The organism is Paenarthrobacter sp. TA1.8 (assembly GCF_048595705.1).
Lineage (GTDB): Bacteria > Actinomycetota > Actinomycetes > Actinomycetales > Micrococcaceae > Arthrobacter > Arthrobacter nitroguajacolicus.
In genome coordinates this window covers 4,706,372-4,722,845 of sequence record NZ_CP184287.1, presented here as the reverse complement: position 1 = coordinate 4,722,845, position 16,474 = coordinate 4,706,372, and the positions used below count along the sequence as shown (strand labels likewise).

The 16,474-nt window shown below is 63.1% G+C and carries 16 protein-coding genes and 1 pseudogene; 7 read left to right on the top strand and 10 right to left on the bottom strand.

The annotated features are described in order from the left end of the window. Positions 1–31 precede the first annotated feature (31 nt). Both ACNAOT_RS22020 and ACNAOT_RS22015 read right to left on the bottom strand, forming a co-directional pair. The gene (locus tag ACNAOT_RS22020) at positions 32–814 is read right to left on the bottom strand and encodes a VOC family protein (RefSeq protein ID WP_420179413.1); all 783 of its coding nucleotides are present in this window, start codon (positions 812–814) and stop codon (positions 32–34) included. Positions 815–1,055: 241 nt separating this feature from the next. Continuing rightward, positions 1,056–1,697, bottom strand: coding sequence for an NADPH-dependent F420 reductase (locus tag ACNAOT_RS22015; protein ID WP_091467393.1), 642 nt, complete (start codon positions 1,695–1,697; stop codon positions 1,056–1,058). 82 nt (positions 1,698–1,779) lie between these two features. On the opposite strand from ACNAOT_RS22015, the gene ACNAOT_RS22010 reads away from it, so the two are divergent. Beyond that, positions 1,780–2,103 (top strand): hypothetical protein, encoded by a 324-nt coding sequence (locus ACNAOT_RS22010; RefSeq protein ID WP_402939211.1) that lies wholly within the window; start codon positions 1,780–1,782, stop codon positions 2,101–2,103. Further along, positions 2,093–2,797: an HAD family hydrolase gene (locus ACNAOT_RS22005; RefSeq protein WP_420179412.1), complete on the top strand. Its 705-nt coding sequence runs from the start codon at positions 2,093–2,095 to the stop codon at positions 2,795–2,797. The genes ACNAOT_RS22010 and ACNAOT_RS22005 overlap by 11 nt, the downstream gene beginning before the upstream one ends. Positions 2,798–2,815: 18 nt before the next feature. On the opposite strand, the gene ACNAOT_RS22000 is transcribed toward ACNAOT_RS22005, so the two are convergent. Then, the gene (locus tag ACNAOT_RS22000; RefSeq protein WP_402939216.1) at positions 2,816–3,199 is read right to left on the bottom strand and encodes a hypothetical protein; all 384 of its coding nucleotides are present in this window, start codon (positions 3,197–3,199) and stop codon (positions 2,816–2,818) included. A gap of 117 nt (positions 3,200–3,316) precedes the next feature. Next, complete coding sequence (locus ACNAOT_RS21995) at positions 3,317–3,928, bottom strand: NADPH-dependent FMN reductase (RefSeq protein WP_309074245.1); 612 nt, start codon at positions 3,926–3,928, stop codon at positions 3,317–3,319. A 186-nt stretch (positions 3,929–4,114) separates the two neighbouring features. On the opposite strand from ACNAOT_RS21995, the gene ACNAOT_RS21990 reads away from it, so the two are divergent. From ACNAOT_RS21990 to ACNAOT_RS21975, 4 genes are all read left to right on the top strand, one after another. Next, positions 4,115–5,347: a Re/Si-specific NAD(P)(+) transhydrogenase subunit alpha gene (locus tag ACNAOT_RS21990; protein ID WP_420179411.1), complete on the top strand. Its 1,233-nt coding sequence runs from the start codon at positions 4,115–4,117 to the stop codon at positions 5,345–5,347. Continuing rightward, positions 5,347–5,721, top strand: coding sequence for an NAD(P) transhydrogenase subunit alpha (locus ACNAOT_RS21985; RefSeq protein ID WP_420179410.1), 375 nt, complete (start codon positions 5,347–5,349; stop codon positions 5,719–5,721). Before ACNAOT_RS21990 ends, ACNAOT_RS21985 begins: the two co-directional genes overlap by 1 nt. Next, positions 5,718–7,091, top strand: a complete 1,374-nt coding sequence (locus ACNAOT_RS21980; RefSeq protein ID WP_178994458.1) for an NAD(P)(+) transhydrogenase (Re/Si-specific) subunit beta — start codon at positions 5,718–5,720, stop codon at positions 7,089–7,091. The genes ACNAOT_RS21985 and ACNAOT_RS21980 overlap by 4 nt, the downstream gene beginning before the upstream one ends. A gap of 125 nt (positions 7,092–7,216) precedes the next feature. After that, positions 7,217–7,564 (top strand): hypothetical protein, encoded by a 348-nt coding sequence (locus ACNAOT_RS21975; RefSeq protein ID WP_420179409.1) that lies wholly within the window; start codon positions 7,217–7,219, stop codon positions 7,562–7,564. 131 nt (positions 7,565–7,695) lie between these two features. Here ACNAOT_RS21975 and ACNAOT_RS21970 read toward each other — a convergent pair. The 6 genes and pseudogenes from ACNAOT_RS21970 to speB all read right to left on the bottom strand — a co-directional run bounded on the left by ACNAOT_RS21970 (position 7,696) and on the right by speB (position 14,753). After that, positions 7,696–8,588: pseudogene (locus ACNAOT_RS21970) on the bottom strand (amino acid-binding protein). A 176-nt stretch (positions 8,589–8,764) separates the two neighbouring features. Beyond that, positions 8,765–9,229 carry a large conductance mechanosensitive channel protein MscL gene (gene mscL / locus ACNAOT_RS21965; protein ID WP_420179408.1) on the bottom strand — a complete coding sequence of 155 codons (465 nt, stop codon included), beginning with the start codon at positions 9,227–9,229 and terminating at the stop codon, positions 8,765–8,767. A gap of 234 nt (positions 9,230–9,463) precedes the next feature. Next, entirely contained in the window at positions 9,464–10,756 is a 1,293-nt protein-coding gene (locus ACNAOT_RS21960) for a D-arabinono-1,4-lactone oxidase (protein ID WP_420179407.1), read from the bottom strand. Between the two features lie 29 nt (positions 10,757–10,785). Further along, positions 10,786–12,288, bottom strand: coding sequence for an aminobutyraldehyde dehydrogenase (locus ACNAOT_RS21955; protein ID WP_243836624.1), 1,503 nt, complete (start codon positions 12,286–12,288; stop codon positions 10,786–10,788). A gap of 27 nt (positions 12,289–12,315) precedes the next feature. Next, complete coding sequence (locus tag ACNAOT_RS21950) at positions 12,316–13,752, bottom strand: purine-cytosine permease family protein (RefSeq protein ID WP_420179406.1); 1,437 nt, start codon at positions 13,750–13,752, stop codon at positions 12,316–12,318. Then, entirely contained in the window at positions 13,749–14,753 is a 1,005-nt protein-coding gene (speB, locus tag ACNAOT_RS21945) for an agmatinase (protein ID WP_178994445.1), read from the bottom strand. Before speB ends, ACNAOT_RS21950 begins: the two co-directional genes overlap by 4 nt. Before the next feature lie 187 nt (positions 14,754–14,940). Between speB and ACNAOT_RS21940 the strand changes: the two genes are divergently transcribed. After that, positions 14,941–16,455: a PucR family transcriptional regulator gene (locus ACNAOT_RS21940; RefSeq protein WP_420179405.1), complete on the top strand. Its 1,515-nt coding sequence runs from the start codon at positions 14,941–14,943 to the stop codon at positions 16,453–16,455. Positions 16,456–16,474: the final 19 nt, after the last annotated feature.

The window sequence follows — 16,474 nt, the reverse complement described above, 5'->3', positions numbered from 1 at the left end:
CACGCGGCGGGCTGGGCCTTGGGCGCTTCTCTTACTCGTTGATGCGGGGGGCGTCGATGATGCCGAACACTTCACCCTGTGGCGCTTGAATAATGGCCATACGCCCCAGGGGACTCTCCGTTACGGGCATCAGAAGGGTGGAGCCGAGCTCCACTGCCCGTTCCGCAGTGCCTTGGACGTAGTCGCTGGCAAACCAGGTCAACCAATAGTTGGGGGAGGCATCGGGGATGTCGTCGTCATGCTGGATTCCTCCCACTTCCCGGCCGTCCAGCGGCCTGCGCAGCGTGGAGTAGACAAAGCCGTCCTCGCTGGCGTCCTGGTAGCTGACGTCGAAGACCTCAGAGTAGAAGGACCTGGCAGCGGTGAAGTCGCGGGTGTGGAGCTCGTTCCAGCACAAGGAGCCGTGTTCATTGACGCGTTCCGCCCCGATATGGGTGCCGGCCTGCCAGATACCGAAGGCCGCGCCCGCGGTGTCGACGGCCAAGGCCATGCGGCCGGATTCCATGACATCGAACGGAGGTGCGATCATTTCTCCGCCGGCCGCGCTGATTTTCCTGGCAGTAAGGTCGACATTGTCTGACGCCAGGAACGTGGTCCACACGGTGGGCATGCCCGGTGCCTGCTTCGGCCCCACACCAGCGACGGCGCGCCCGCCAAGGTGTGCCAGCAGGTACTCCCCGGCTTCCTGGCCGCCGGCTACGAATTCCCAGCCGAAGAGATCCGCGTAAAAGCTTTTCGCGGCTGCGAGGTTGTCCACGCCCAAGTCCACCCACATGGGCGTCGCTGCCGGCCAGCTCGAGATTTTGGTGGACATGGGACTCCTCGGGGTAGGGCTCTTAGGGGGTGGCTGACTCCCCGAATGCCCGATGCGCCAGGCGTCCGGAGAGACAGCCACTATAAAGTGCGCCGACGTCCCGATTCGTGACACGATTTCGACCCCGGAATTTGAGCCAGCCCTAAACCGCGGACCCCAAAGACCGCCGACCCCAAAACCGGCAGCCCCGCATAGGCGGCGGGAAGGCGGAAGCCGCCCTCCCGCCGTCGTGCGTTTCCCGTTAGACCGTGCGCGTTGCCTTCGCGAGGTTCTCGCGGAGTTCGTCCGCGTTCTGCCGGATGACGTAGGCCGGGCGGTCGCGCTCAACGCGCCAGCTGTCCTCCAGCGGGCCGATGTTGACGGTGTCGAAGCCGAACTCGTCGTAGAGCTTGGTGACAAGCCCGGCTGCTTCCGGGAAATCACTCGAGGTAGCCAGGGCACGACGGTTGGCGCTGCCTGCGGGGGCGCCGTCCGTGGTGATGTCCTTGGCGAAGATGTGATTGAAACCCTTGGCCACCTTGGAGGTTGGGAGGTGCTTCTGGAGCAAGCCGGAGGTGGTGGCTTCTCCGTTATCCAGCTCGGGAATGCGGCCGTCGCGCTCCCAGTAGTAGTTGTTGGTGTCGATGACGATCTTGCCCTCGAGCGGCTCCGTCGGGATGTCCCTGTAGTTCTTGAGGGGAACGGTCACGACGGCGAAATCACCCGCCGTTGCTGCTTCGGCTGCCGTCGCAGCCCGGGCGCGCGGCCCCAGCTCCGCCACCAGCTCGCTCAGGGTCTCGGGGCCCCGTGAGTTGCTGATGACGACGTCATAGCCAAGTTCCACTGCTTTACGGGCGACTTGGCTGCCAATGTGTCCTGCACCGATGATTCCGATTGTTGTCATGACCTTGCAAACAACAAGTTGCAGACGCCTCATTCCCGCGTTACGCAATGTTTCTGAGAGGCTTATACTAAGTAGTCTTACTATGCTGGTTGGCATCGAAGACGAGGAGGTAGGGATGGCCGGGCATTTGGAACTGGTTGAAACTCCTGACGGGGAATTTCGGATTTTGATGGTGGACGGCGACGACGTGTTGATGGGTCTCTCCAAGCGGTTTGCCTCAGTGGATGAGGCCGTTGAGGGAGTTGCTGCCATCAGGGAGGTGGCGGGGACGGGACTCCTTCGCACCTCGACGGCGGAGCGATATGCCGTGCTGATGTTGGAGGAGCCGGTGATTGATTCTGCGCTGGCATCGCAGGGTGTGCATGGTGCACAAGCCCGGACGAAGGTGGTTAACTGTGGCAGCTGATGCGACGACTCAGAAGAAGCGCGGTGTTCTTTTCGATGTTGATGGAACGCTGATTGATTCGAGCTACTTCCATGCCATGGCTTGGTGGCAGGCTTTCCGGCGCGAAGGGTTGGACATCGAAATGTCCGCCATTCATCGTCGGGTGGGCATGGGTGGCGACCGGCTCGTCCAGAGCCTGGTCCCGGACTGCCCCGAGGATATGCAGGAAGAACTGAAGTCCGCGCACGGTGCGGTCTTCTCCACGTTTTGGCCGACTCTGCGTACCTTCGATTCGGTACGGGACCTTTTGGCTGCGTGCTCCGACGCCGGATTGGCGGTGGGCTTGGCATCCTCGGCGCAAGAGCGCGACCTGGAAGTGAGCAGGCACCTCCTGGACGCCGCGTCTTCCATTGATGCGTGGACCAGTTCCAATGACGCCAAGGAGAGCAAGCCCGCTCCGGACATCCTTGAGGCGTGCTTGGAGAAGCTTGGGCTACGCCCGGAGGACGTGGTGTTTGTTGGCGACGCGGTATGGGATGTGAAGGCAGGCGGTGCGATCGGCATTCCTGTCATCGCCCTGACCTGCGGTGGAATCAGTGAAGCCGAGCTGCGGGCCGCCGGTGCCGCGGAAGTCTATGACAATCCGCGGCACCTGCTGGAGAACCTGGAGACCAGCATGATCGGCAAGTTGATGGCTGGTTCCCGGGACGCCTAATAGGAGTCGCCGGTGCGTCTAGCGCGGTTCGTCGCTGATTCCTTTGTCCCGCCCGCGCCGGTTCCGCAGGGTCCAAATGATCAACGCGATGATGATGACTGCGGCAACGCCCGCCAGGATCCATGGAACGACGTCGGTGCGGGTCTGCTCCTGCTGTTCGGTCTCGCTGGTGCCTGGGTTGGCGGGGCCGGTGCCGGCGGGATTCGAGACGTCCGTGGTCGGCTCCGCGGTGGGCGTGGCCGTGGATGGCCCGGAGGGGTTGCTGGGTTCGGGTGAGGGGGTGGTGGTGGCGGCAACGCTGCCCTGCGCGCCGACTGCTGCGTTGGCTGCAACGGCAGTGGAAAGCATGGACCCGGCGAAGAGGGTCAAGGCAAGGGTGGTCATGGCTAATCTGCGAAGCATCGTTCCTCCTGGGTTACTAGCATGATTCCTCATATAGTAAGCATACTGACTAAGCCCTGGTTGTGGATGCTTTTAGCGGGCGCCTCCGGCAGTAGATCCGGAGGCAACCAGCGAACACTAGCGCGTGAGTTTGGCGGAATCCGGCTCCTGGTCGCCAATGTGGCCCGGAGCGTTGGCAGCGAGGACGCGCTGGACGAACGCACTGTACTCCTCCATGTAGTGCCGCAACAGCCCGGCGGTTCCTTCGTCCTTAACTGAACCATCGTCGTCGTACGCGTCTGCAACGAAGCGGATATAGGCCTCAGGTGCGTTCAGCTGCGGCGCGTCCAGGAAGCTCAAAACGCTGCGCATGGACGACTGCATCACCGCGGTCCCGATGCCGCCCGGTGATGCGCCGATGATTCCGGTGGGTTTGCGCGCGAACGAGTTGCTGCCCCAAGGGCGCGAACCCCAGTCGATGGCGTTCTTCAACGCGCCCGGAATGGAGCGGTTGTACTCGGGGGAGACGAAAAGGATGCCGTCCGATGCGGCGATCGCATCCTTCAATTCCCGGCCTGCCGGCGGAAAGTCCGCGTCGTAGTCCGAGCTGTACAGAGGGAGGTCCTTGATGGCAATTTCATGGAACTCGAGTTCCGGCGGCGCCACGCTGATGAGGGCCTTGGAGAGGACCCGATTGATGGAATTGCTCGCCAGGCTTCCGACGAAATAACCGATTTTGAAAGTGTCCATAGTGGCTTTCCTTTCCGACGGCACGGCCGGAACCGGCTCGTCGACGGTGTGGTGGCTGGTTGCCCCCAGCTTCCACCGACCCTAGTTGACTTATGCACATAGCGCAGCCCCTACTCCCGCCGGGACCTCTGCGGTCATAGACTCATGCCAACTGAGTTCTGGACAGTTCCGGAAGAGGGGTGGCGGGTGAAAGCAGGCATAGCGCGAGAGACACTCGACGGCGAGCGACGTGTTGCCGCAACGCCGGAAACGGTGAAGCAACTGGTGGCTTTGGGCCTTGAGGTCGAGATCGAGTCCGGTGCCGGACTGGCGTCCGGACACAGCGACGACGACTACCGGGCGGCTGGCGCCGCTGTGGTGCAGTCGTTGGTTCTCGGATCGCTGGATGTTTACTGCCACGTGCGTCCCATGGAACCGTCGACGGCGGGGGCTCTCCGCCGCGGTTCGGTCACCGTCGGCTTAGGGTCGCCGTCCTCGGAGTTGCCCACAGTGCGGGCGCTCGCCGCTGGAGGAATCACCTCCTTTGCACTTGAACTGGTTCCGCGTATATCGCGTGCCCAGTCCATGGATGCACTCACTTCCCAAGCCCTGGTGGCTGGCTATCGATGTGTCCTTGAGGCGGCCATGCGGCTCCCACGGTTCTTCCCGCTTTATATGACGGCAGCAGGGACCATTCCGCCCGCGCGGGTCCTGGTCCTCGGTGCTGGAGTGGCTGGATTGCAGGCTATCGGAACCGCCAAAAGGCTTGGTGCACGCGTTTCCGCCAACGATATCCGCCCGGCCTCGGCTGACGAGGTGGCATCCATGGGAGGCACATTCATCAAGCTGGACCTGGAAACCGCCGAGGCATCCGGCGGTTACGCGCGGGAACTCAGCGCGGACCGAGGTGCCCTGCAGCGTGCCCTTTTGACGCCACACGTGGCCCAATCCGATGTCCTGATCACCACCGCCGCTGTCCCTGGAAGACGTGCGCCGCTTTTGGTAACCCGCGAGATGGTCCAAGGCATGCGCCCGGGATCCGTGGTGGTGGACCTGGCAGCGGAATCCGGCGGGAACGTGGAGGGCAGCATCCCCGGCCAGGATATTCCCGTCCCTACCGGCGACGGCCAGGGTGTGGTGACACTCGTGGGAATCAAGGACCCTGCCTCCGCGATGCCCGCGGATGCCTCCCGCTTGTACGCCAAGAATGTGTCCAACCTTTTGGCCCTGATGACGCAGGACGGCGTAGTCGCTCCGGACTTTGAGGATGAGGTTGTTGCCGGCACGTGCCTCACGCACGACGGCGAGGTCCTGCACCCACCAACTGCGGAAGCGCTCGCAGGGGAGACCGCCCCCTTTGGTAGCGGGCCTGCCGGTAGTTCCCACACGGGTAGTTCCCACGAGGGTAGTTCGCACACGGGCAGGGAAGGAGTGCGCTGATGGATGGCATGAGCCTGCTTACGATCACGGTCCTGGCCGTATTCGTGGGCTTTGAAGTGGTTTCCAAGGTCTCCAGCACCCTGCACACGCCGCTCATGTCAGGGGCCAACGCCATCCACGGCATCATCCTGGTGGGCGCCATCATCGTGGCCGGGCAGGCTGCTGACCCGTGGGTGTTGGCGGTTGCCCTGCTTGCTGTAGTTCTTGCCACGGCCAACCTCGTGGGCGGGTTCGTGGTGACCGACCGCATGCTGGAGATGTTCCGCGGAAGGCAACGGCCGCCGTCGGATGCTCGTCCAGGACGTTCCGTTGCTCCCGGTGGTCCTGAAGGTTCCGGCGCCGTGGAGCCGGTTCGAGGGGAGCGCAGGCAATGACGCTTCTCAATCCCACTTGGACGGCACTCCTGTACCTGGCCGCCGCGGCCTGTTTCATCCTCGCCCTGAAGGGATTGAATTCGCCAAAGACTGCACGGCGCGGCAACCTGATCGGAGCATTAGGCGCCCTGCTGGCTGTGGTGACGGTGTTCGTATCGGTGAAGCTGGACAACATTCCCTGGATTCTTGGAGCCATAGCTGTGGGCTCGGGTGTTGCTGCGCCTGTGGCCCGTCGCGTGCAAATGACTCAGATGCCGCAGCTCGTCGCACTCTTCAACGGTGTGGGTGGTGGCGCTGCGGCGCTGGTCGCTCTGCTGGAACTCTCCCACGCGGACGATCCGTGGGTTCGGTTGGCAATTGTCTTTACGTTGCTGGTGGGTGCGGTGTCCTTCGCCGGCTCCGGTGTCACCTTCGCCAAACTTCAGGGGCTCATGACCACCCGGCCCGTGACCTTCCCTGGCTTGCCCGCCCTGATGGCCGTGGTGCTGCTGGCCGCCGTGGGAGCCGGCGTCGTAGTGATCCTGAATGGCTCGTTGGTGTTGGCGCTGGTGCTGCTGCTGTTGGGATTGGTTGCCGGAGTCCTGTTGGTTCTCCCGGTGGGTGGCGCCGATGTGCCGATTGTCATTTCGCTCCTGAACGCTTTCACAGGGCTGGCCGTCGCGGCATCTGGATTGGTACTGGGCAATGTCCTCCTTGTTGTCGCCGGCACGTTGGTGGGAGCGTCCGGCACTATCCTCACCCGTGCCATGGCTGCCGCGATGGGACGCAGCGTTGCTGGCATCATGTTCGGGGCCTTCAAGGGTGGCTCCACGGCCGGATCCACTGCCGTCAGTGAGCGGCCGGTGCGTTCCTCCAGTGCGGAGGACGTGGCAGTACTTCTTGGCTACGCGCAGCGGGTGATCATCGTTCCGGGATATGGCCTTGCAGTCGCCCAGGGCCAGCACACCGCCGCAGAGCTTGCCCTTGCCTTGGAAGCCCGCGGTATTGAAGTGGACTTCGCCATCCATCCTGTGGCTGGGCGCATGCCTGGCCATATGAACGTATTGCTCGCAGAGGCCAACGTCCCGTACGAGTCGCTGAAGGAAATGAGTGAGATCAACTCCGAGTTCAAGACCACCGATGTGGCCTTGGTGGTGGGCGCCAACGATGTTGTGAATCCCGCAGCAAAGACCACCTCGGGATCGCCCATCTACGGAATGCCTATCTTGGAGGTCGCCGACGCCCGGCAAGTGGTGTTCCTCAAGCGCTCCATGCGTCCCGGGTTCGCCGGGATTGAGAATGAACTGTTGTACGAACCGCAGACCACCCTGTTGTTCGGCGATGCGAAGGACTCGCTGACCAAGGTTCTGGGGGCCGTCAAAGCGCTCTAAGACCGACGACTCGGACGGATACTTGCTGGCTTCAAAGACCTTTCGGACAATCAGGTGGGGTCCTATGCTGAACCGTACGAGCTGCCCTGCCCATGCCGAACCGCCACATTCAACGAGGTTGCGCCATGACCGTGAAACTCAACAAGAAGGCTTTTGACCACGCGAAGCATCTGATCCGCGACGGCAAGGTGGTCAAGGACACCCGCGATGACTGGAGCGAGCACGCCCCCAGCGCCAAGGATGAGAGTGCATTTTTGGACAAACATGGGCACTCGGAGTACTCCAAGTGGTTCCTCGGAGTGGACGACGATCACCCGGACGACCAAAAGGGCCACTACAAATTCCCCATCGGTGACTTCAAGAAGATCCACCGCTGCGGTGTGATCTCCGCCGAGAGCAGGGCCGGACAGTACGACTACGACGACATTCGTGATGCTTTAGGGAATCTGCTTGAAAAGATCGACGAGGACTGAAACCCCCTGGCCAAGCTCAACAATTCGGCCGTCATGTCTTGGATGGCTACATCGCGGACCCCGAGGGCACGTTCGGCAATGACGCCATCTTCTTGAGGCACCGCGTGCTGAACTGACGTTGCTGGCCGCCCTCAGTTCGTGGATGGCTCGTATGCGGGACTGTGCGCCAGGATTTCCGCGAGCTCGGCCAACCTATGCGCGCGCGCCGATTCTGCGGGCGAAAATGGCTCGCCGGGTCGGGAAAAGACCAGCGGCCCGTGCCACGCCGTCGGGATTTTGAGGATGTCAGGTGAAGGCCCGACGACGGCGGTCGCCTCGGGGTCATGGCGTCCAGAAGTCATCGGAACTACTTTTGCGGACAGGAGTTCGGCTACCGCATGCGGAAGTTCCTTGGGGTTCCCGGCGATGCGGGTGGCGAGGCTCAGGGCCTTGGTTTGGCCGTCGGCCATGGCCAAAGCCGTGGTGGGCCAAACGTGGGACTCGTGCCCGCCGCCGTCGTGCAGTGCTTTCAGCACAGTTCCGGCTCGGTGACATCGCCGGGCGTGGAGAGAACGAACTCATCCATCACGCGCTCACTGTGGCCTGTGGCGGCGGAACTGGTTACGGTCATCGGGTGTACGTGGAGGCTAAGGATGTTGGCGTCCAACTTAGCGAGGGACTGGGTCAGCTTCTGCAAGGACCCTGATTGGTCAAGCAGCACTGTTCGCGCACGCCAGAGGGCAGGAGCGAGGTGCAGTTTGTGCCGCTGGCGGAGAGCCGGAGCATGCAACCAGCGTCGCAGAACCTTGGCGGCTGACGGTTCGGCCACCCAAATGACCAGCACCGTGGCGGTGACGGCCAGCAGCAGGACCTTGGCCACGTACGGCAGATGGGTTCCGACCACTGCTGCATGAACCAGCAATTCAATGGGAAGCATGACCGCGATGTTCGCGAGTGTAAGCCGGGCTTTGGGGGCTTCGGGCAACTGGCCGCAGACATCACAGAGTAGATCCGCGGTGACGGGAGTGCTCGGATTGGGCTTCATGGTTTCATGCTGCCCTGCCACTGTTTCGGGCCCGTTGCCGTCGCGTCACGTTCCGTGGACGTGCCGGTGAACGTGAATGAACCCGGCGTTCCCGCGGAGAGAACGCCGGGCTCAGGCCAAGCAACTGGGACGCAGCGCTCGCGACGAGCGGTCGGTCCTAACGGGTGCGGTCGGCCCTAGCGCGTGCGGTCAGAATCGAAGTCCGCGTCCCGCTCGGAAGTGTTGCCGGCGTTGCGGGCGGCGGCCGCGTCCTTGAGGAGATCGCGGATTTCGGCCAGCAGGGCGGTATCGGCCGGGAGTGGCTCTTCCTCGGGTTCCTCTGTGGAAAGGCGGTTCTTAACCAGGGAATTGATCTTGTTCATGGGCGCTACGAAAATGAAATAGACCACGGCGGCGGTGATCACGAAGGTCACGAGCGCGGTCAGTACAGCGCCGATGTTGATGAACGTGGCGGGGTTGTTTTCCCAGATCTTGAAGCCGAGTCCGTCAGCGTTCATGCCACCGGCGGCGGCGATCACGGGGTTGATGATGTTGGTGGTGAAGGCAGCAACGAGGGCGGTGAACGCACTGCCAATGACGACGGCAATGGCCAACTCGATCACGTTGCCGCGAAGTATGAAGTCCTTGAAACCCTTGAGCATGGATGGTCCTCCGATTGGGTGCGGGTGTCTGGCTCAGCAGAGATCAAACTACCACTCCGAGGTTTCAGGGGGTTGTCACAGGGATGTGAGCGAGCGATGGGGGGAAGGGCTCGGGATGTGAGAGACGGTTGGGGGGGAGGGCTCGGGATGTGAGAGACGGTTGGGGGAAGGCTTGGGATGTGAGAGACGGTTGGAGGGGGAAGGGGCCGGGATGTGAGAGAGGATCCGGCCCCGTTAGGCGAGCAGGGACCTTGTGTGGTCGTTGAGGAACATCCCGCGGGGATCAAACTCGCGGCGGACCTGGATGAACGTGTCCAGCTCCGGGTAGAGGCGTTCCAGCCGGCTCCGGGTCATGAAGTGGATCTTCCCCCAATGCGCTCGTGGCTCGAATTCCTGGAGCACGGCATCGGCGTCGCGGAAGAACTGCCAGTAGTCGGTCCCGGGCTCGGTGGTCAGGGTGATGACAGTGCTGTCGCGGCCTTGGAACTGGGACATGTACGCGTCATCGGACTTTACCCAGCGGACCTCCACGGGGTACTTCTGCTCGGGATACTTGCTGCGGATCAGGTCCTGGATGGCTTCGACGGCCACCAAACCGTCCTCGCTGCGGACAAAGTACTCGAGTTCATGGAACTGAGTGGTGAAGCCGCCGGGGTAGATCCGGTAGGAACGGTCCAGCCGGGCACCTTCGACGGCGGAGAGCTGGCTTTCGTCCTGGACGGAAGCTACGTTGTACCGCTTGGTGTAGCTGCGGCCACCCATGCTGTGATCCGGTGAACCGGGGAGGTCCAACAGTTCACAAGAGTCGTCCTCCGGGCACCACAGGAAAGAATAGTGCCGGTTGTCATCGATGTCGGCCTGCCATGTGGACGTGGTCTCCGCCCACGTGGGATAGGTGATCTGCTCCTGCAGGTAATAGCTGTCCTCTACGTCCAGCTCCACTTCCAGGAAGATCCCCAGCGTACCCAAGGCCGTCTGTGCGGCGCGAAGTTCGCGCAGTTGGCCCTCACCGATCTCCACGATTTCGCCGTAGCCGTTGATCAGCTTCACCCAGCGCAACTTCGAGGAGAAGCTGCCCAGGTCCTTCCCGGATCCATGGGTGCTGGTGGCCAGTGCGCCCGCGATCTGCTGCTTGTCGATGTCGCCCTGATTGCTGAGCGCCAGTCCTTTCTCCCACAAGGCATCCCCGAAAGCGTTGATGGTTGTGCCGGCCAAGGCCCGGGCACGGCGCCCCAACTGGTCAGTTCCGGTGATGGCAGAAAGGCCAGCCATGTCCATCAGCACGCCGCCGGTCTGAACCAAGGGCGACGACGAGTGTCCTGAACCGACCGCCCGCACAGGCAGGCCTTCGCGAATGGCGAAACGGACGGCGTCGAGCGCTTCTTGTTCATTCCTGGGCCGAACGGTAAAGGCGGGCGTCGCGCTTTGGTTACCACCCCAGTTGGTCCAGGTGGCGTCCGTGGCAAAAGGGGCCGACGGGGTAGCGGCATCTGGCAAGGAAGCCGGTCGGGAAACATTAGTGGTCATGGTGAAAGCTCCGTTGCTTGTCTGAACGCTCACGCGCCGTGGTTGATCATGACGTGCTTGGTGCGCGAGTAATCATCCAGGGCATAGAGCGAGAGGTCGCGGCCGTAACCGGAACCTTTGAATCCGCCCCACGGTACCTCGCACGCCAGGACCAGGTGGGCATTGACCCACACGGTGCCGAAATCCAGCTGCTTGGGAATGCGGAGGGAGAGGCTGGAATCGCGCGTCCACACTGAAGCTGACAAACCATAGGGGCTCTCGTTCGCGCGGGTCACAGCTTCCTCAGTGGTGCCGAAAGTTTCCACTGTGACCACTGGGCCGAAGATCTCGTGCGTGGCGATGTGTGCGCCCGCGGGAACGTTGCTGATGACCGTGGGCTCGATGAAGTAGCCTGGACCTTCCATGGCGGATCCTCCAACAGCCACGGTGAGGCCTGCCTCTCGGGCTTCGGCCAGCGATTCCTTGACCCGCTCGAAGTGCGGGAGGGAGATCATGGGGCCGATTTCGACGTCGTCGCCGGCCTCGGGTGCGCCGACCACCAGGGTGCTGACCTCGCGTACCAAGTGTTCGGTGAACTCTTCGGCCACGGACTCGTGCACCAGCACGCGGCAGGCGGCGCCGCAGTCCTGGCCGGCATTCCAGAAGCCGGCGTTGCGTACGCCGGCAGCGGCGGCGCGGAGGTCGGCGTCGGGGAAGACAACGACGGGTGCCTTGCCGCCGAGTTCCAAGTGGACGCGCTTGACGGACTTCGCGGCGGTTTCGGCCACCGCCTGGCCACTGACGACGCTGCCGGTGAGGGCGACCAAGGCAATGTCAGGGTGTTCGGACAGCCGCTGCCCCACGGTCCGGCCACGGCCGGTGACAACGTTGAGGATTCCATCCGGAATACGGCCGGCCAGCACTTCCACCAGCTTGAGGGTGGACAACGGCGTCTGCTCGGACGGCTTGATGACAATGCTGTTGCCGGCAGCGAGGATGGGCGCGATCTTCCAGGCAGCCATCAGCAGCGGGTAGTTCCACGGGGTGATGACGCCCACCACGCCCACGGGTTCGCGGAGGATCACGGAGGTGTGGTCCGTGGCGTAGTCGCCTCCCGCCATGGAAGTGAGGGTGCGCGAGGCGCCGGCCATGAACCGGAAGGTATCGATGGTGCTGGAGACATCGTCGTCGGACACTGCCTGCGGCTTGCCGGTGTTGGCAGACTCGATTGCCTGGAACGATTGCCGGTTCTCCTCGATGATGTTCGCAATGAGGTTCAGGACATCCGCGCGTTCCTTCGGAGTGGTGGCACCCCAGGTCTTTTGGGCCACGACGGCGGCGGCAACAGCGACGTCGACATCATCGGCCGTGCCGGCCTGCACCGAGGCGATGACCGCCTCCGTGGTGGGATCCACGACGTCGATGGTCTGGCCTGAGGAGCCGGGGACGAAGGAGCCGTTGATGAAGTGTCCTGCGGGTGGCAGAGGCAGGTTGTCGGAGTGGTCGGCGGAGGAGCGTCGGACAGTGAACTGTTCGGTCTGGGTGGTAGTCATGATGATTCTCTTTCAGATGAGGGCAGGTCAGATGAGGTCTGGGGTGAGTGCAGTTGCGGGAAAGGGGGCGGCTTCCGTCTTTTTGTCGAACAACCGGGCCGCGAAGTAATACAGGGGAGCGACGACGACCAGGCCGACGATCCAGGAAATGTCCACGCCACCCATCGCCGCAGCCAGTGGGCCCGTGTAGATGGCGGTTGCCGAGAAGGGAACCTGGATCAGGGCACCTGCCAGGTAGGAGCCGATGGCGACCCAATTGAACCGCCCGTACACGCCGCCGTCGCGCTTGAAGAAGTCTTCAACCCGGTACTCGCCGTGCCGCAGGAGGTAGTAGTCCACCAGGTTGATGGCCGTCCACGGAACCAGGACGTACATCAGGAAAGACAGGAAGTTGGTGTAGAAGAGGATGAAGTTGTCACGGGCAAACAGGGCGATGGAGACGGCGACGACGAAGAGGATGATTGCCGCGATGCTGCGGGTCTTGGCGCGCGGCAACCAGCTTGGCTTGAACGTTTGCCCGATAGTGAGGGTGCACAGGACGCCGCAGTACAGGTTCATGGCGTTCGACGCCGCGACGCCCAGGCAGAAGATGCCCACGATGATCAGGGTCCAGGGCTGAAGCAATGCGCCAAGGCTGCCCACGATTTCGACGTCCCCGGTGCTCATGGAGACGGCCAGCGTACCCACCAAAGCGCCCAGGATCATGGGGAAGAGCGTTCCCAAGACACAGCCCGCATAGGATGCCCAGAATGCCGGAGCGGATCCTGTTCCTTGCGGCATGTAGCGTGAATAGTCGGAGACGTACGGTGCGTAGGCCAGCTGCCACAATGCGGAGACGGAGATGGTGCCCATGAAGCCCACCCAGTTGAAGTTACCCGTCTCGAGGAAGCTGGCCGGCAGTCCGTGGACCATCAAAATCCACCCGAAAGCCAGCAGCAGTGCCAGCCCGGCGGCGACGCTGAGGACGCGTGCATAGGCGTGGATGAGCCGGTAGCCGAAGATCGTGGCGATAACGCTGACCACGCCGATGATAATAATGCCGGCGTCAACGCTGATGCCCGGACTCACCGCTGCCATTGCCTCGCCGCCGAACACCAGGTTGGCCGCGAAGAACCCCACGTACATGACCACCACGATGACCACGATCAACAAAGCCCCGAAAGAACCGAACTGGCCGCGGGTCTGGATCATCTGGGCCACACCCAATTGCGGGCCCTGCGCGGAGTGCAGCGCCATGAAGATGCCACCCACCACGTTGCCGATGATGATGCCCACGATCGCCGGCACGAAGCCCAGGCCGAACACTGTGGTGGCGAGCCCGCCGGTCACGATGGTCATGATCATGATGTTGGAGCCGAACCAGATGGTGAAGAGGTCCCGGGCCTTGCCGTGGCGCTCATCGGCGGGGATCGGCTGGATGGTCTTGTCCTCGAGCCGGGGTACCTCAGTTGCTGGCGCACTCATGACGTAGCCCGGGATGCCGAAGCCAGTTCACGGCCAACTGTGCTGTTTGCTTTGCTGCGGTTCACCATCAGCCCGAGAAGGTCGAAGACCAGCGTGGCGGCGGCGACGGTGGTGATGTCCGCGTGGTCATACGCCGGGGCGACTTCCACGACGTCGGCGCCCACGATGTTGATGCCGTTCAGCCCGCGGAGAAGGGCCAGGAGCTCGCGGGAGTGGAGCCCGCCCATCTCAGGGGTGCCGGTGCCGGGTGCGAAGGCCGGGTCAAGGACATCGATGTCGATGGAGACATAGACCGGGGTATCGCCGAGCCTGTCCTTGACGCGCTGGATAGCTGCGGGAACGCCGATGACGTCCAGGTCCGAGCACCGGATGATCTGGAACCCGAATTCGTGGTCGCGGAGGAAGTCGTTGCGGTCGTAGACCGGCCCGCGGATACCCACGTGCATCGACTTGTCCTCCACAAGAAGGCCTTCTTCGAACGCCCGCCGGAAGATGGTGCCGTGCGTGATCGGCTGGTCGAAATAGGTGTCCCAAGTATCCAAGTGGGCGTCGAAATGCAGCAGGGCTACCGGACCATGGACCTTGTTCAGGGCCCGCAGCATGGGCAGGGCGATGGTGTGGTCGCCGCCGATGGAGATGAGCCGCTTGTCCTCGCTGATCAGGGGCAAGGCCTGCTCCTCGATTTCACGGACGGCCCGGGTGATGTCGTAGGGGGTGCAGGCGATGTCGCCGGCGTCCACTACCTGGGCTTCGTACACCGGTTCAACGTCGAGCTCCGGGTGGTACCCCGGGCGGAGGAGGCGGGAGGCTTCGCGGACTGCGGCGGGGCCGAAGCGGGCGCCGGGCCGGAAGGAGGTTCCGCCGTCGAACGGGACGCCGACGATCGCAATGTCGTAGTCCGGGACGCGGTCGATTTGGGGGAGACGGGCGAAAGTACCGAGGCCTGCATACCGGGGGACTTTGGTGGCGTCGACAGGGCCGATGGGCTTGTGCGTTGTCATTGACGGATCCTTGGGTTGAGGGGTGCTCGCCGTTGAGCGGGAAGTAAGTAATTCCATTCTTGGTGACGCGGATCACTCCGGATAGCGCTACATTGACTACAAATAGTTGAGGCGTTTAGACGAATGTCTAAGTGCCCCGGAACATGGCGGCAAGACCGCCGGAAACGCAAGGGAACCGGAGCGCACAATGGCAATCACCGTGGGCGAACTCGTGGCTGAACCGCAGCTGGGACTCACCCTCCTGGCAGGAGCGGCAGGCCTCGAAAACCGCATCACCTGGGCTCACACCTCGGACCTTCCCAGACTGTGGGAGTGGGTCACGGGCGGCGAACTCATGATGACCAACGGCCTGTCGATTCCCGCCGACGCCGAGGGCCAAGTGGCGCTCGCAAAGGCCTTGATGGACAGCGGCGCCAGCGCCTTGGCGATCGGCGAGAAAATGCATGCACCGCCGCTCACCGCGGAATTCATGGAAGCGTGCGAGCAACTCCCGTTGCCCCTGATCAACATCCCGTACCCGCTGCCGTTCATCGCGATCGCCCGGTCGGTGGCCGAGTCCTCCTTGCTCGAAGAATCCCGTCGGCTGCGGCAGACTGCCCGCGTCTACGATCTGCTCCGCACCGCCGGAGCCTCCGAAGACCACTGGCAGAGCCTGGTCCAGCGGCTGGCGACCGAGCTCGACGCAGACCTGTTCGTGGTGGACCGCCGCTGCCTCCATCCCTGGCACCCGGACGGTCAGGCGCTCCCGGTGTTCCTCTCCGAGGAGTGGGCTCCGCTGTCGGGGCAAGTGTCCCTCGCGGGAAAGAACTTCCAGTGGCATCGCATCCGCGGCAGGCACGTCCTCACCATGGACATTCCCACCCATGCCAACGCGCTCCTGGTGGTGCTGCCCAACAGCGAACCGCACCCGGACGCCGTCGTGCTTCTCCACGCCGCAACCGTGCTGGGACTGCAGCTTTCGCGCATCGTTTTGTCGCTGGAAGGCCGCCACCGGCTGGCCGGAGAGTTCCTCCTGCAGGCAATGGACGGACGCTTGGGCGCGGCCGAAATGGAGAGCCGGCTGGCAGCTTTCGAGGTTTCGCCCCAGGATTTCCTGCTCGCCTCACTGACGGCGGACGCCGCGGATAAAGCGGCGGACGACGGCGGCAGGCTGGCGAACGTGCACATCGAACTGTGGCGGCACGGGGTTGCGTCCGCGTCCTTGAAGCGGAACAACAGGCTCCATGTGGTGGTCCCGGCAGGCGTGCCTGACGATGTCCTGATGCACTGTGCCGGCATGGAAACCACGATCGGGATCAGCGCGCCGGCGGCCGTTGCGAACATCCAACGGGCGCTGCAGGAGTCCCTCTGGGCGCTCGGTTCCGCCCGCGCCAACAACCAAGGGCTGGCCCGCTATGCGGAGGGACCCTCATGGCTGGGACTCACCGGTTTTGAGGAAGGAACCGCCCTGGTCCGGCGTCTTTTGGGTCCGATTTTCGACTACGAGCAGAGCCAGGAAGGTGATCTCATTGTCACCTTGAGGACGTATTTGGACTCACAGCGGTCGTGGCAGAAGACTGCTTCAGCATTGTTCGCGCACCGACAAACCATCATCTACCGGATGCGGAAAATCGGCGAACTGACGGGGCTGGACATGGGTGAAACGTCCACCGTCGCCCAACTGTGGTTCGCTCTGCAGATCCATGAAGCGATGCATCAGTAGCCACACCTTGCTTGCGCTT